The sequence below is a fragment of the Deinococcus seoulensis genome (assembly GCF_014648115.1).
Taxonomy (GTDB): domain Bacteria; phylum Deinococcota; class Deinococci; order Deinococcales; family Deinococcaceae; genus Deinococcus; species Deinococcus seoulensis.
In genome coordinates this window covers 47609-62796 of the sequence record NZ_BMQM01000003.1, presented here as the reverse complement: position 1 = coordinate 62796, position 15188 = coordinate 47609, and the positions used below count along the sequence as shown (strand labels likewise).

The window sequence follows — 15188 nt, the reverse complement described above, 5'->3', positions numbered from 1 at the left end:
GGTCACGCGCCCCGGCTGGGCGAAAATCGACAAAAGAAAACCGCGCACTAGGCGCGGTTTTTCTTGGTGGAGGCTTGGGGATTCGAACCCCAGACCCTCCGCTTGCAAAGCGGATGCTCTCCCGCTGAGCTAAGCCCCCTCAGCGCCGTGAACTGTACCAGCTTGCGGGGGGTTTGGCAAGTGTGGGCCAGATGGCGCATACGGACTGCCGTTTGTTTCGTTGACAACCCGGAACAGCACCGGGTCGTCAACTCCACGTCCGGAACCCGTTTCTCTCCTACTCGCATCCGCTCGGACCCAGCGGCTTTATAAGCCATTCAATCGGAGTCCGTATAAGGCGTGGGCGGCGGCGGGTGGGTAGCATGGGGGGATGTTCAGTCGTCGCGCACCTCTGCCTGAGTTTCCGCCTGGTGCGCTGCTGGTGGGCGGCGCGGCGCGTGACTGGTTGCGGGGCGTGCCCGCGAAGGATTTCGACTGGGCGGTGCCGGACCCGGCGGGCGCGGCGCAGGAGCTGGCGCGGGTGTCGGGTGGGGCGGCGTTCCCGCTGGACGAGGAGCGTGGGTACTGGCGGGTCAGTGCGCCGGGCGGCGTGCAGCATGATCTGGTGCCGCTGCCGGTTGATGTGACGGCGGACCTGTTGCGGCGGGATTTCACGGTGAATGCGCTGGGCGTGTGGGCGGACGGGCGGGTGCTGGACCCGGCGGGTGGCCGCGCGGACCTGCGCTCACGGCGGCTGCGGATGGTGTCGCGGGAGAACCTGCGGGCCGACCCGCTGCGGGCGTGGCGGGCGGCGCGCTTCGAGGGCACGCTGGGCTTCCGGCTGGAGGCGGGCACGGAGGCGGCGGTGCGGGAGGTGGCCCTGGACCTGGGCGCGGGCCGCCTGCCCATGCCTGCCCGGGAGCGGGTGCGGGATGAACTGCACGCGCTGCTGGGGTCGCCAGAGGCGGCGCGAGGCGTGGCACGCCTGGAGGAGCTGGGCCTGCTGGTCCTGACCGTGCCGGAGGTGCGCGAGGGGCTGGGGGTGGCGCAGGGCGGCTTTCATCACCTGGACGTGTTCGGGCACAGCCTGGAGGCGCTGCATCAGTTGCTGGCGCGGCGGCCGGACGCGCCGCTGACACTGCGCTGGGCGGCGCTGCTACACGACGTGGGCAAGGCCCGCACGCGCGCCGTGGACCCCGTGACGGGCCGCGTGTCGTTCCATGGGCACGAGCGGGTGGGGGCGGACCTGAGTGCCGGGATCCTGACCCGCCTGAAACTGCCGGGGGACGATGTGCGGCGGGTGTCGGCGCTGGTGGGGGCGCACATGCTGCCGCTCCCGGCGAACGAGCGGGAGGCGCGGCGGTTCGTGCACCGGCGGCGGGACCTGCTGCCGGACCTGCTGTCCCTGATGCTGGCGGACCGCGAGGCGGCGCGCGGCCCGTCGAGCAGTGAGGCGTCCCGGCGGGCGTACGCGCGGGGCTTCGAGCGGGTGCTGGCGGCGCTGGAGGAGCAGCCCACGCCCCCGCCGCCGCTGCTGGACGGGCAGGCGATCATGGCGCTGCTGGGCATCCCGCCGGGGCCGCGCGTGGGTGTAGCGGCCCGCGCCCTGGCCGAGGCGGCCGCGCTGGGCGAGGTGACCACGCCGGACGGGGCGCGGGCGTTCGTGCGGGCCTGGGCAGAGCGGACTCCCTCATCCTGACCGCGAATCACGCCGCTGTCAGGGGACTGCCAGTCAATCCCCGCTATGCTGCCGCAGAGATGAATCCGCTGCGCCCCGACCATTCCCGCGACACGCATCCCATCACGCCCGACTGGGTGGCGGACGCGGTGTTCTACCAGATCTTCCCCGACCGTTTCGCCCGTTCGGGCCGCGTGACGGGCCTGAACCTGCAACCCTGGGGCGACACGCCGCACTTCCACAGGTACATGGGCGGTGACCTGTGGGGAGTGATCGAGCATCTGGATCACATTCAGAGTCTGGGCGTGACTGCCATCTACTTCTGCCCGGTGTTCCAGTCGGCCAGTAACCACCGCTACCACACGCACGACTACTACCGCGTGGACCCCATGCTGGGCGGGAACGAGGCGCTGCGCGCCCTGATCGACGCGGCGCACGCGCGCGGGCTGCGGGTGGTGCTGGACGGCGTGTTCAACCACGCCAGTCGAGGGTTCTTCCAGTTCAACGACCTGCTGGAACAGGGCGAGGCGAGCGCGTACCGCGACTGGTTCCACGTGGACGGCTGGCCCCTCCAGGCGTACGACGACACCCGCCCCGCCAATTACGCCGCGTGGTGGGGCAACCGCGCCCTGCCGAAGTTCAACACGGGCAACCCGGCCGTGCGGGAGTTCCTGTGGGACGTGGCCGAGTACTGGATGCAGTTCGGGATCGACGGCTGGCGGCTGGACGTGCCGAACGAGATCGACGACGACTCCTTCTGGCAGGAGTTCCGCCGCCGCGTGAAGGCCGTGAACCCCGAGGCGTACATCGTCGGGGAGATCTGGGGCGACGCGCACCGCTGGTTGCAGGGCGACCAGTTCGACGCGGTCATGAACTACCACTTCACGCGGCCGTGTCTGGCGTTCTTCGGGGCGCGCACGCTGGACCACCCCATGAACGAACGCAGCGGCACGGGCCGCGTGGACCCCATGACCGCCGAGGCGTTCGCGGCCCGCATGACCGACGTGAAGAACATGTACCACCCGGACATCGTGCGGGCACAACTGAACCTGCTGGACTCGCACGACACGGCCCGCTTCCTGACGGCCGTGAGCGGCGACGCGACCGCGTACCGGCTGGCGACCGTGTTCCAGATGACGTACGTGGGCGCGCCCTGCATCTACTACGGTGACGAGATCGGCCTGCCCGGCGGTCCCGACCCCGACTGCCGCCGCGCGTTCCCCTGGAACGAACAGGAGTGGGATGCGGACACCCTGGCCCTGACCCGCGCCCTGACGGCCGCCCGGCACGCCACGCCCGCCCTGACGCGCGGCACCTTCGAGGTCACGCACGCGCAGGGTGAGGGCGTGGTCTTCATGCGCCGCCACGAGGCTGGCAATGCCCACGTCGCCCTGAACACCGCCACCCGGGACACGCACCTGCCGTTCACGGGCGTGGCGCCCGGCGATTACCGCGACGTCCTGACGGGCCGCACCCTGACCCTGACCGGCGACACGCCCCTGAGTGTCCCGGCGCGCGGCGCGCTGGTCCTCGTTCCGCTGGGGTAAGGGACGCGGGGCGTGGGGGGCGGTTCACTGCGACCTGCCTCCCAGCATCCTTTACAGCAGGATCACGTCCACGTCGTCGCCCGCCGCGACGGGCTGGCCTTCGGGCACGATGACGAGCGCCCCGGCGTCGCTGAGGGACCGGAGGATGCCGCTGCCCTGCTGGCCGTAGTCGCTGACCGTGCCGTTCTGGAGGGTGGCGCGCCAGAAGGCGGTCTTGTCGGGCAGGGCGCGGAAGGGCGTGGCGGCGCGCAGGCGCAGCGTCTGCGGGGGCTGGCCGGTCAGGGCGGGCCGCACGATCACGTGGAACACCACGAGACTGCTGACCGGGTTGCCCGGCAGACCGAACACAGGCAGGCCGTTCCAGCCGCCCAGGATGGCGGGACCGCCGGGACGCATGCGTACCTTCCAGAAGCTCACGCGGCCCTGCTCGACCAGCAGGTCGCGCATGAAGTCGTACCGGCCCATGCTGACGCCGCCGCTGGTGAGCAGCGCGTCCGCGCCGCCTGCACGGTCGATGGCGGCCTGGAGCGCCTCGGGGCTGTCCGGGGCGTGCCCGAGGGGGATGACCTCGCACCCGGCCTCGATCAGCATGGCGCGCAGGCCCACGGAGTTACTGTCATACACCTGCCCGGCCGTGAGGGGCTGACCGGGCGGGACGACCTCATCCCCGGTGGACAGCAGCGCCACGCGCAGCGGCGCGAGCACCGGCACCTGCGGGTGCCCGAGTGCGGCGGCCAGCGCCAGCCGGGGCGCGGTCAGGAGCAGACCGGCGGTCATGACGACCTCGCCGGTGCGGAAGTCGCCGCCCTCGTGGCGCACGTCGCCGGGACTGGCGGGGCGGCGCAGCAGCACCCCGTCCGGCCCGTCGTCGAGCAGCTGTTCGACCGGGCAGATGGCGTCCGCGCCGGGCGGCAGGGGCGCGCCCGTGTAGATGCGCACGCACTCGCCCGCGCCGACCGTGCCGGTGAAGGCCGCCCCGGCGCGGCTCTCGCCGATCACGCGCAGCCGCACCGGGGTGGGCGGCGCAGCGCCCAGCGTGTCGGCCTCGCGGGCGGCAATGCCGTCCAGGGCGCTCTCGGTGGCGCTGGGGTGGCTGACCAGGGCGCGCAGGTCGCCCGCCAGGGTCCGCCCGGCGGCCTGCGCGAGCGGCAGGGTCTCGGTGCGGCGTTCGGGAAGCAGCGCGGCCAGCAGGGTGCGGGCCTCCTGCACGCTGACGTGCATGGGGAACGGGGGGAGCGGCGCAGTCATGAAGGCAGGATAGGGGTCGGGCGGGCCTGCGGGCGTGCGGGCGTCCGTACCATGAGGCATTCATGGACGGTTTTTCCTGGCGGTGGGCGGCGCGGCGGGCCGCGTGGGCGCTGGTCTGGCTACTCGCGCTGCTGGCTCTGGCGTGGCTGGGCCTGCGGGTGGCCGGGTGGCTGCCTGTCTCACCGCAGGCGGAGGGGCCGCCGCCCGCGCCGACCACGTCCGCCCCGGAGGCCGACCTGCTGCCCGACCCGCTGGCCGGTGGGCAGGCAGGTGGACAGGCAGGTGGGCAGGCCGCGCCGCCCCTGCCGGACGTGACGCTCACGCTGCCGCGCACGCCGACAGGCACAGACCCGACAGGCAGAGGGCAACCCGATCCGACACCCCCGGTCTCCCCTGTCCCTCCCCCGGCAGCCGATCCGGAGGCGACCGGCGCTCTGGAGGCGACCGGCACTCTGGAGGCGACCGGGCCACTGCCTCTCCTGAACCGCCTGCGGGCCGGGGCGGGCGTGGGGGCGGTGCAGGCCGAGCCGGACTGGCAGGCGGGCTGCGCGGCGCACGCGCGGTACCTGGTGCGCGCCGACCGTGCCGAGCACCGCGAGGACCCAGCCAGTCCCCACCGGTCGGCGGCGGGCGAGGCCTGCGCGCCCGGGCATTACTTCGTGTCGTCACAGCCGGACAGTGACCTGCGGCGGGCGCTGGCGTACTGGGTGGGCGGCGCGTTCCACCTGCCGCAACTGCTGGACCCACGCCTGACCCGCGTGGCGTTCGGGGAGGCGCACGACGCGGGCGGCGCGTTCCGGTCGGCGGCCGTGCTGGACGTGCGGCGCGGCCTGAACGCGCCGGACGGTCAGGCGTACCCGGTGCGCTACCCCGGCCCGGAGGCTGGCCTGGACCTGACGGTGGCCCCGGCGAGTGCGTCGGCGTCCGAGTGGCCGGACCCGCTGGTGCACTGCGGTCTGAAGGAGGCGGGCGCGCCGGTCGCGCTGCTGATGGGTGCGGGCGTCACGGTACGCAGCGCCGCCCTGAAGGTGAACGGGCAACCCGCCGCCGCGTGCCTGCTGAGCGCGGCGTCCTTCCGGGGCGCCTCGGCGGGCGATACGCAGGCGGGGCGGGGCGTGCTGGGCGCGCAGGGGGCGGGGGTGCTGCTGCCGCACGTGCCGCTGCGGGCCGGGGACCGCGTGCAGGTGAGTTTCGGCACGACCGCCGGGCGGGTCGGCTGGAGTTTCGGGGTGCGGTAACGGTTGACCGCCACGCCGAGAGGGTACACTCCTTGGGCAGCAGAACCTGCCCGGCGTTCCCTGACCTCCAGGGACGGGCGGGGAAATGGAGACCGCATGAATATTACCCAGGACAAGGTTGTCAAACTCGATTACAAACTCACCGTGAACGGCGAAATCGTCGATCAGAGCGAAGCCGGCGAGCCGCTGGAGTACCTGCACGGGCACCACAACATCATCCCCGGTCTGGAAGACGCGCTGGAAGGCAAGGCCGCCGGTGACAGCCTGCAGGTGACGGTGCAGCCCGAGGAGGGCTACGGCCCCCGCGACGAGGAGAACGTCGAGGACCTGTCCCGCGAGGACTTCGAGGACGACATCGAGGTCGGGCAGACGTACTACGCGCAGGCCGAGGACGGCAGCGTCATTCCGTTCACGGTGATGGCCGTGGAGGGCGACGTGGTGAAGGTGGACTTCAACCCGCCCCTGGCCGGCATGGTCCTGGACTTCGACGTGACGGTACTGGCCGTCCGTGACGCCACGCCCGAGGAACTCGAGCACGGTCACGCGCACAGCGACGGGGATCACGACCACGAGTAACCCACAGTGGGAAGCCTGACTTCCCGGGACAGCGCCGCCTTCCCCATCCGGGAGAGGCGGCGCTGTTCAGTTCATGTTGCCGGACCCGGCCTATTCCTGGTCGTCGTAGTGGTGCAGCAGTTCGGCCTCTGGGTCGCCGCCGGGGTGGTGGTGGCGGGCGACGAGGCGGGCCACGCGGGGCCGCGCTCCGGCGTGCGCCAGCAGTCGCGCGCCGAGTTCCGGGTGGTGCGCGCGGATGCCGAGCGCCCCGACGGGCGGCAGGACGCGGGCCACGCGGTTGGGGATCAGGCCGACCAGTACGCGTTCCCAGGCGTGGTAGGGGCGCAGGCTCTTGCCGCAGTCGTGCAGTAGCGCGGCGGCGGTCAGTTCGGGCGGGGCGTGCGGGTGGTCGCGCAGCAGGTGGCGGGTGACGCGGCAGGCGTGTTCGCGGTCGCGGGGGTCCATGGCGTCGTACACGCGCCGCTCTTCGGGAGTCAGGTGAGTGTGCGCCCAGGGGTCGTCGGGGTAGGCGTCGGTGGGGCGCAGGCTGCGCATCAGTCTACGCACCTTGGCCGTGTACCCGGTCGCCTTGCGGCGCAGGCGGCTCATGAGGGTGCGGTGAGGCATGCCCCGAGCATAAGGGAGCGGAACGCCGACCGGGTGGTGGGGCGTTCCGCTGGGGGCAGAGGTGTTCTTAATCCGCTGCGGTTTCGGCCGTTTCGAGTTCCAGGGCAGCCAGGGCGCGTTCGGCGCTCATGGCGGCGCGCGTGCCGGCGCCGACGCTGGTGCCCAGCTGGCGGTAGATGTAGTCGCTGACGTCACCGGCGGCGAACAGCATGGGCACGCTGGTGTAGATCTCGTCGGTGACTTCCACGTACCCGTCGGCGCGCAGGGCGACGGTGTCCTTCACGAATTCGGTGTTGGGGGTGTGGCCGATGAAGATGAACACGCCGTCGGTGGGCATGTCGTATTCCTCGTTCGTCTTGAGGTTCTTCAGGCGCACGCCGCTGACGGCCTCGTCACCCTGGATTTCGACGGGGGCGGTGTCCCAGACGAATTTCATCTTGGGGTTCGCGAAGGCGCGGGCCTGGGCGACCTTGTTGGCGCGCAGGGTGTCGCGGCGGTGGATCAGGGTGACCTCGTCGGCGAATTTGGTCAGGAACAGGCCTTCCTCGACGGCGGCGTCGCCCCCGCCGATCACGACGACCTTCTTGCCACGGTAGAAGAAGCCGTCGCAGGTGGCGCAGGTGCTGACGCCGCGGCCCCAGAAGTCCTGCTCGCCGGGGATGCCCAGGCGTTTGGGGTTGGCGCCGGTGGCGAGGATCACGGCCTTGGCGCGGTAGGTGCCGCTGTAGCCGGTGACGGTGAAGGGGTAGGCGTGTTCGCGGTCGTCGTCGGCGCGGGTGATGCTCTGGACCTCGTCCATCTCGATCCTGCCGCCGAATTTCTCGGCCTGCTGCTGCATGCGGCTGGCGAGTTCCATGCCGCTGATGGGTTCGGGGAAGCCGGGGTAGTTCTCGACTTCCTCGGTCTGGGCGATCTGGCCGCCGGGGAGGCCTTTTTCGAGGATCAGGGTGCTGAGGCTGGCGCGGCCGGTGTAGATGGCGGCGGTCAGTCCGGCGGGGCCGCCGCCGACGATCACGACGTCGTAGGTGTGGGTGGTGGTGTCGCCTGTCATGGGTGAAGCGTACCACCGGGCACGTTTGCAGATAGTCAGTCAAGCACAGTTTACTTTTTAAAGCACTTTGCATCTATTGAATTCTGCGGGATCTCCGCGCCAGTAGCAGACGCTTGCACAGTTATTGATAATCATTTATCGTTATCGTCTGATGACGTCTGCCTCCCCCACCCCACCCGACCCGCGCCCCTCCGTGCCCATCACCGTCCTGTGCGGCTTTCTCGGCGCCGGGAAGACCACCCTCCTTAACCACCTGCTGACCCAGACGAACGGTCAACGCGTCGCCGTGATCGTCAACGAGTTCGGCGCCGTGAACATCGACGCCAGCCTCGTGGTCAAGACCGACGAGCAGACCATCGAACTGAGTAACGGCTGCATCTGCTGCACGCTGCGCGGCGACCTGCTGCACGCCGTGAACGACCTGCTGGAAACGCGCGACCTGGACGCGATCCTGATCGAATCGACCGGCATCGGCGAGCCCCTGCCCATCGCGCAGAGCTTCTGCCTGACCCCAGAGGAACTGGAGATCGAACCCGAGGAAGGCCAGCCCGCCATTCCCGACCTGCTGGGCCGCGTGCACGTGGACGCCATGATCACCGTCGTGGACAGCGCGCAGTTCTTCCCGCTCTGGAACCGCCAGGACACCATCCCCGGCGACGACTTTGAACGTGGCTTCGGGGAACTGCTGGCCGAGCAGCTGGAATTCGCGGATATCGTCGTGCTGAACAAACTCGACCTGGCCGCACCCGACGACGTGCGGCAACTGCGCGACCTGATCCGCATCACCAACCCCCGCGCCCGCGTGCTGGAAGCCACGCGCGGCGTCCTGCCCGCCGAGGGGCTGCTGAACACCGGCCTGTTCGACTTCGACCACTCCAGCCAGCTCGACGCCTGGATGGCCGAACTGGAAAAAGAGCACACCCCGGAATCCGAGACGTACGGTCTGGGCACCCACATCTTCCGCAGTGAGCAGCCCTTCGACCCCGACATGCTGAACGCGGCGCTGACGCTGGGCCTGCCGCGCAACGTAATCCGCAGCAAAGGCTGGGTGAACCTGGGCAATGGCGTGGCGACCCTCTGGAACCACACCGGGCGGCAGCTGGCCCTGGAAACGGCGGGCGAGTGGCTCAGTCCGGACGAGGCCTTCAGTGAACTGGTGTTCATCGGGCACGACCTCGACGGCGCCGCGCTGGACCAACTGCTGAGCGGCGCCCTGCGCGCCTGAGACCTAACTCTGTCACCGTCAGATCGATTTCTGTTGCGTGATTGCCCCCTCACCCTTCCGTCGCTCCGCTCCTCCCTCCCTCTCCCGCTGGGGGAGAGGGGAAAACGGAAGTCATTCGAGCGATCAGCGATTCAGTTCCATCCTGTAAGCCCCTGTGCCGGAACGTGCGCTGCTGAACCTTTCCCCCACCCCCAGAAGTGATAAGGATATATCAATATGAGTCGTGAGTGCTACCTGACCGGCAAGAAGAACCTCGTGGTGAACAGCGTCACCCGGCGCGGCAAGGCCCGCGCGCAGGGCGGCGTGGGCCGCAAGGTCACCGGCGTGACCAAACGCGTACAGCGCGCCAACCTGCTGAAGAAAACCATCCGCGAAACCGTGAACGGCAAGAGCACCGTCAAGACCGTCTGGCTCAGCGCGAACGCCCTGCGCACCCTCAGCCGCGGCCCGTACCAGGGCATCGAACTGCTGTGACGCGCCCCCACCTCCTCCTGCCCGCGCTGCTGCTCGCCGCGTGCGCCGCACCCACGGCGCAGGCCGCGCCCCTGCAGGTCAGCGCCACGACCACGATCATCGCGGACTTCGTGAAGGCCGTCGGCGGCACCCGCGTCAGCGTGAACGTCATCGTGCCGCCCGGCGGGGACACCCACACCTTCCAGCCCAGCACCGGCGCGATCCGCGAACTCGCCCGCAGCCGCACCCTGTTCGCGAACGGCGCGGGCCTGGAACCCTGGCTGCCCAGACTGAAGGCCAGCGCGCCCAGGGTGCCCGTGCAGGAACTCACGGCGGGCCTGAAACTCCATGCCGCCGATGAAGGCGAGGACCACGCGGAAGCCGGGCATGACGACCACGACCACGGCGCGCTCGACCCGCACGCGTGGTGGGACGCCACCCTGGCCGCCGGGTACGTGAAGAACGCCCAGGCGGCCCTGACCCGCCTCGACCCCGCCGGGAAGGCCACCTACGCGAAGAACGCCGCCGCGCACCTGAAAGCCATCAGCGCCGCCGACGCCTACGCGAAGAAACAGTTCGCCACGGTGCCCGCCGCGCGGCGCGTGCTCGTCACGAACCACGACAGCCTGCATTACCTCGCCGAGCGGTACGGGCTGCGCCTGATCGGGGCGGTCATTCCGGGCCTGAGCACCGAACGTGAACCCAGCGCCCGCGAACTCGCCGTGCTGACCCAGACCATGAAGAAGGCCGGAGCGAAGGTGATCTTCACGGAGAACACCGTCAACGCCCGCCTCGCCCAGACGCTCGCCCGCGAGACCGGCGCCCGCATCGCCCCCGCGCTGTACACCGACGCCCTGGGACCCAAGGGCAGCGGCGGCGAGACGTACCTCAAGGCGTTCCGGACGAACGTGGACATCATGGTGAAGGCGCTGAAAACGCGCTGAGGGAGTGGGTTGTAGGCAGTAGGAAGTGGGGAGTGGGGGTTGTCTGCCTGGGTCAACACGTCAAGAGCAGGCCAGAAAGGAAATGCGATGCCGCCTCCTTCCCACTACCCACTGCCTACTCCCCACTTCCCATTTTTGATTCTGCGCTCGCAACATCACCGCGTGGGGAGGTATGCTGGTCTGATGCTGGGCGTCGAGAACCTGACAGTCAAATACGGCCCGCAGACGGCCCTGGAGAACGCCAGCGTCCGCTTCGAGGCTGGAACGTTCAGTGCGATCATCGGCCCGAACGGCGCGGGCAAGAGCACCCTCCTGAAAACCCTGGTGGGCCTGCTGCCCGACCACGCGGACGCCGTGCGCTTCGACGAGGGCCACAGCGCCCGCTCGTGCATCAGTTACGTGCCGCAGCAGCAGACCCTTGACTGGGCCTTTCCCGTGACCGTGTGGGACGTCGCCATGATGGGCCGCACCGGCCGCCTGGGCTGGCTGCGCTGGCCGGGCAAGCAGGACCGGCAGATCGTGGAGGACGCCCTGAAAGAAACCGGGGTGTACGACCTGCGCGGCCGGCACATCGGCGCGCTGTCCGGCGGGCAGCGGCAACGGGTCCTGCTGGCCCGCATGCTGGCCCGCCAGGGGCACCTGCTGCTGCTGGACGAACCCCTGACCGGCGTGGACGCCGCCACGCAGGAAACCCTGATGGGGCTGCTGCGCGCGCAGGCCGACCGGGGCCGCGCCGTCGTGATGGTCACGCACGACCTGGAACAGGCGCGGCGCTGGTGCGACCATCTGGTGCTCGTGAACCGCCGCGTGATCGCCGACGGCACGCCCGAACAGGTGTACACCACGCAGAACATCGAGGCGACGTTCAGCACCAGCTTCCTGGGCCATACTCACGCCGAGGCGTGAGGTCGACAGGTGATGGTTGAAAGTTGATGGAACACCTGCACGCGCCGACCACCTTCCCGCACCTCCGAGGCTTCCCTTGCACCTGCTGACCGACCCCCTGCAATTCGAATTCTTCACCCGCGCGCTGCTCGCCGTGGTGCTCGTCAGCGTCCTGTGTGCCCTCGTCGGCGCGTGGGTCGTGCTGCGCGGCCTGAGTTACATCGGGGACGCCATGAGCCACGCCGTGTTCCCCGGCATCGTCGGCGCGTTCCTCATGCAGGGCAACCTGCTCGTCGGGGCGCTCATCGCTGCCGTCCTCACCGCGCTGGGCATCGGCGCCATCGGGCGGCGCAGCGGCCTCAAGCAGGACAGCGCCATCGGCATCGTGTTCGTCGGCATGTTCGCCCTCGGCATCGTCATGCTGTCGCGCGCGCCGACCTTCACCACCGACCTCAGCAACTTCCTGATCGGCAACCCACTCGGCGTCACGCCCGCCGACCTGTGGGGCGCGCTGGCCGTCACGGTCGTCGTCGGCGGCATCCTCACCGCCATCCAGAAGGAACTCCTGCTCGCGTCCTTCGACCCGACCGAGGCGCGCGCCGTGGGCCTCCCCGTCCGCCGCCTCGAAAGTCTGCTGCTGATCCTGATCGGCCTCGTCGTCGTCCTGACCGTGCAGCTCGTCGGGACGACCCTCAGCGTCAGCCTGCTCATCACGTCCAGCGCCGCCGCGCGCCTCCTGGCCCGCAGCCTCAAGAAGATGATGCTCCTCGCCGCCGCGCTCGGCACCGTCGGCGGCGTGACGGGGCTGTACCTCAGCTACTACCAGGACACCGCCCCCGGCGCGACCATCGTCCTCGTGAACACCGCCATCTTCCTGCTGGCGCTGGCGTTCCGCAGACGGGAGTGACGGGGCTGTGGGCTCTGAGCTTTGAGCTGTGAGGAAGAACGCCGGGGCACACGCTCCGGCTTTTTTTCCTGCTCATAGCCCACAGCTCAGCGCTCATGTCCCCTCCCCTGCCGTACCCTGTGCGTCATGACGACTTTGCAGCGATTCACGGACAAGACGGTGCTCATCACGGGTGCGGGGGGTGGGATCGGCGCGGCCCTGGCGCACCGGTATGCCGCAGAGGGAGCGCGGGTCGCGGTGAACGACGTGAACGCGGCGGCGGCGCAGGCGGTCGCGGACGCCCTGACGGCGGCGGGCGCGCGGGCGTTGAGCGTGCCGGGCGACGTGAGTGTTCAGGAGGGCGTGGAGGCGATCTTCGCGGCGACCGAGGCAGAACTGGGACCAGTGGACGTGCTCGTGAACAACGCAGCCCTGACGAGTGACCAGCGGCACTTCCTGGACGCGGATGAGGCGTGGTGGGACCTGTTCCTGCGCGTGAACCTGAAGAGCGTGTTCCTGTGCGCTCACCGGGCGGCGCGGGGCATGGCGGCGCGGCGGCGCGGCGTGATCCTGAACGTGTCGAGTGGCGGCGCGACCCGCTCGCACCGGGGCTTCACGTCGTACGACGCGGCGAAGGGCGGCGTGGAGGCGTTCACGCGGGCGCTGGCGCTGGACATGGCGCCGTACGGGGTGCGCGTGAATGGGATCACGCCGGGCTTCATCAACACGTACGGGCTGGAAGGCGAGGATCTGGCGCAGCGGGAGAAGACCGTGCCGCTGGGCCGCTACGGCACCGCCGAGGACCTGACGGGCGCGGCGGCGTTCCTCGCGTCGGACGACGCGGCGTACGTGACGGGGCAGTTCGTGGTCGTGGACGGCGGGGTGCTGGTGCAGCAGCGCAGCGCGAACGTGGACACCTTCCCCCTCAGCAACTTCCCGGACGTGCCTGCCGAGAGCTGAAATCCCCGACCACTGGGGAGAAGGAATCGCACAGCGCCGGAGGGGTGAGGGAACCCTCCGCCATCCGGCGCATGTGCCCGCCGCGCGGCGCGTGGTACGGTCGGCCCTGACCACCGGGGTTGCCCGGTCGTTTGCCCCTCCGCTCATTCAAAGGACCTCCCTGCCTTGCGTCTGTAACCCCTGACTGCCGTGTTCCAAGTTGCCGCCTGCCGTGTGTGGGCTGGCCTGTCCCGTCAGGGGGATGCAGTGATGTTGATGGCGCGTGGGGTCGCGCGGTCGTTCGCGGCCCGTGTGGTGTTTTCGGGTGTGGAGCTGACCGTGGGGGCCGGGGAACGGCTGGCACTGGTCGGCGAGAATGGCAGCGGCAAGAGTTCGCTGCTGCGCGTGCTGGCGGGGCTGGACGCGCCGGATGCGGGCGTGGTGACCCGCGCGGGCCGGGTGGCGTTGCTGGCGCAGGCGCAGCCCGTGGGTGGGTCGGTGCTGGAGGCCGTGACTCCCCCGGCGCTGGCGGCGGCCCGGGGAGCGTTCGAGGCGGCCTCTGCGGCGCTGCCCGGCGGGTCCGAGGCGGCGCTGCTGGCCTTCGCGGACGCCGAGGAAGCCTACCGGCTCGCGGGTGGGTACGACTTCGCGGGGCGCGCGGCGGCGGTCCTGGCGGGGCTGGGTCTGGACGCCGGGGCGCGGGCGGACCGGCTGTCGGGCGGGCAGGCGCGGCGGGTGCTGCTGGCGGCGCTGCTGCTGGCCCCGGCGGACGTGTACCTGCTGGACGAACCCACGAACCACCTGGATGCAGGGGGCGCGGCGTGGCTGCAGGACTGGATTCTGGCGTCGGGAGCGGCGTTCGTGCTGGCCAGTCATGACCGGGCGTTCCTGGATGAGGTGGCGACCGGCGTGGCCGAGCTGGAACGCGGCACGCTGACCGTGTACCCCGGCAACTACTCCGGGGCGATGGCGCTGAAGGCGACGCTGCGTGAGGCGCAGGCCCGGGAGTTCGGGGCGTACCGACGCAAACGCGCGGCGCTGGACGAGGAACGGGCGCGGCGGGCCAGCCGGGCGCGGAGTGCCGGGCAGTACAACCACCGGCGGGCCAGTGACGGTGACAAGCTCCTGGCGAAAGGCAAGGCGCAGAACGCGCAGGGGGTGAACGCGGCGGCGGCCCGGCGACTGGAACGGCAGATCGATCGGGCGGACGCGGCCGCCACACCGAAACCCCACGAGGATCACCGTCAGGTGCGGCTGACGCTGCCGCCCGTGCCGCCGGGGCCGCTGGAGGTGCTGACGGTCAGCGACCTGAGCGTGGTTCGGGAGTCGGAGGCGGTGCTGTCCGGCGTGAACCTGCATGTGCGGCATGGTGACCGGGTGGCCCTGACCGGCCCGAACGGTGGGGGCAAGAGCACGCTGCTGCGCGCCCTGCTGGGCGGGCTGCCGCACAGCGGGGCGGTGACGTGGGGTGCGGGCCTGACCGTCAGCCTGATCGGGCAGCACGGCGAGGAACTGCTGGGGCTGGGCACGGTGGGGGACGCCCTGCTGGACGCCAATCCGCTGCTGACCCCGCACCAGCTGCACGAGGTCGCGGCGGCGCTGGAGGTGCCGGGCGGCCCGGCCTTCCCCCTCGCGGGTCTGTCGGGCGGGCAGCGGATGCGCCTGAGCCTCGCGCGGCTGCGGGTCACGCGCGCGCAGGTACTGCTGCTGGACGAACCCACCAACCACCTGGACGTCCGGGCCATCGAGGCGCTGGAAGCACTACTGCTGGACTTTCCGGGCACGCTGCTGCTCGCCAGTCATGACCGGCGGCTGGTGAAGCGGGTCGCCACGCGCGAGTGGCGCGTCGGGGGCGGCGGGGTGCACGAATCGTGAGGCGGCCGCAATGAAACAGCGGCTGCAATGAAACAGAGGCCGCACTGGGCGGCCTCCG

General features: G+C 70.6%; 14 protein-coding genes and 1 tRNA gene. 11 read left to right on the top strand and 4 right to left on the bottom strand.

Annotation, left to right across the window (positions count from 1 at the left end; genetic code table 11):
- Window positions 1-64 precede the first annotated feature (64 nt).
- Window positions 65-139: transfer RNA gene (locus tag IEY70_RS03630), tRNA-Ala, on the bottom strand.
- Window positions 140-370: 231 nt separating this feature from the next.
- On the opposite strand from IEY70_RS03630, the gene IEY70_RS03625 reads away from it, so the two are divergent.
- Window positions 371-1678, top strand: a complete 1308-nt coding sequence (locus tag IEY70_RS03625) for an HD domain-containing protein (RefSeq protein ID WP_189063641.1) — start codon at window positions 371-373, stop codon at window positions 1676-1678.
- 59 nt (window positions 1679-1737) lie between these two features.
- Window positions 1738-3204, top strand: a complete 1467-nt coding sequence (locus IEY70_RS03620) for a glycoside hydrolase family 13 protein (protein WP_189063640.1) — start codon at window positions 1738-1740, stop codon at window positions 3202-3204.
- 51 nt (window positions 3205-3255) lie between these two features.
- On the opposite strand, the gene IEY70_RS03615 is transcribed toward IEY70_RS03620, so the two are convergent.
- Window positions 3256-4452, bottom strand: a complete 1197-nt coding sequence (locus IEY70_RS03615; RefSeq protein ID WP_189063639.1) for a molybdopterin molybdotransferase MoeA — start codon at window positions 4450-4452, stop codon at window positions 3256-3258.
- Window positions 4453-4514: 62 nt separating this feature from the next.
- On the opposite strand from IEY70_RS03615, the gene IEY70_RS03610 reads away from it, so the two are divergent.
- Together IEY70_RS03610 and IEY70_RS03605 are read left to right on the top strand one after the other, a co-directional pair.
- Window positions 4515-5690, top strand: coding sequence for a CAP domain-containing protein (locus IEY70_RS03610; protein ID WP_189063638.1), 1176 nt, complete (start codon window positions 4515-4517; stop codon window positions 5688-5690).
- A 96-nt stretch (window positions 5691-5786) separates the two neighbouring features.
- Window positions 5787-6266, top strand: a complete 480-nt coding sequence (locus IEY70_RS03605) for an FKBP-type peptidyl-prolyl cis-trans isomerase (RefSeq protein WP_189063637.1) — start codon at window positions 5787-5789, stop codon at window positions 6264-6266.
- A gap of 90 nt (window positions 6267-6356) precedes the next feature.
- Here the strand turns inward: IEY70_RS03605 and IEY70_RS03600 are convergent, their stop codons facing one another.
- Together IEY70_RS03600 and trxB are read right to left on the bottom strand one after the other, a co-directional pair.
- On the bottom strand, window positions 6357-6872 hold the full coding sequence (locus IEY70_RS03600; protein ID WP_189063636.1) for an HD domain-containing protein: 516 nt from the start codon (window positions 6870-6872) through the stop codon (window positions 6357-6359).
- Window positions 6873-6939: 67 nt separating this feature from the next.
- On the bottom strand, window positions 6940-7923 hold the full coding sequence (gene trxB / locus IEY70_RS03595) for a thioredoxin-disulfide reductase (RefSeq protein WP_189063635.1): 984 nt from the start codon (window positions 7921-7923) through the stop codon (window positions 6940-6942).
- Window positions 7924-8074: 151 nt separating this feature from the next.
- Here trxB and IEY70_RS03590 point away from each other — a divergent pair, with 151 nt between their 5' ends.
- The 7 genes from IEY70_RS03590 to IEY70_RS03560 all read left to right on the top strand — a co-directional run bounded on the left by IEY70_RS03590 (window position 8075) and on the right by IEY70_RS03560 (window position 15130).
- Complete coding sequence (locus IEY70_RS03590) at window positions 8075-9148, top strand: CobW family GTP-binding protein (protein WP_189063634.1); 1074 nt, start codon at window positions 8075-8077, stop codon at window positions 9146-9148.
- 216 nt (window positions 9149-9364) lie between these two features.
- Window positions 9365-9622: a 50S ribosomal protein L28 gene (gene rpmB / locus IEY70_RS03585; RefSeq protein ID WP_189063633.1), complete on the top strand. Its 258-nt coding sequence runs from the start codon at window positions 9365-9367 to the stop codon at window positions 9620-9622.
- Window positions 9619-10545: a manganese ABC transporter substrate-binding protein MntC gene (gene mntC / locus IEY70_RS03580; protein WP_229777596.1), complete on the top strand. Its 927-nt coding sequence runs from the start codon at window positions 9619-9621 to the stop codon at window positions 10543-10545. The genes rpmB and mntC overlap by 4 nt, the downstream gene beginning before the upstream one ends.
- Before the next feature lie 183 nt (window positions 10546-10728).
- On the top strand, window positions 10729-11451 hold the full coding sequence (gene mntA / locus IEY70_RS03575) for a manganese ABC transporter ATP-binding protein MntA (protein ID WP_189063632.1): 723 nt from the start codon (window positions 10729-10731) through the stop codon (window positions 11449-11451).
- Window positions 11452-11527: 76 nt separating this feature from the next.
- Complete coding sequence (gene mntB, locus IEY70_RS03570) at window positions 11528-12337, top strand: manganese ABC transporter permease MntB (RefSeq protein WP_189063631.1); 810 nt, start codon at window positions 11528-11530, stop codon at window positions 12335-12337.
- Window positions 12338-12463: 126 nt separating this feature from the next.
- Window positions 12464-13276 carry an SDR family NAD(P)-dependent oxidoreductase gene (locus IEY70_RS03565; RefSeq protein ID WP_189063630.1) on the top strand — a complete coding sequence of 271 codons (813 nt, stop codon included), beginning with the start codon at window positions 12464-12466 and terminating at the stop codon, window positions 13274-13276.
- 255 nt (window positions 13277-13531) lie between these two features.
- Window positions 13532-15130: an ABC-F family ATP-binding cassette domain-containing protein gene (locus IEY70_RS03560; RefSeq protein ID WP_229777595.1), complete on the top strand. Its 1599-nt coding sequence runs from the start codon at window positions 13532-13534 to the stop codon at window positions 15128-15130.
- Window positions 15131-15188: the final 58 nt, after the last annotated feature.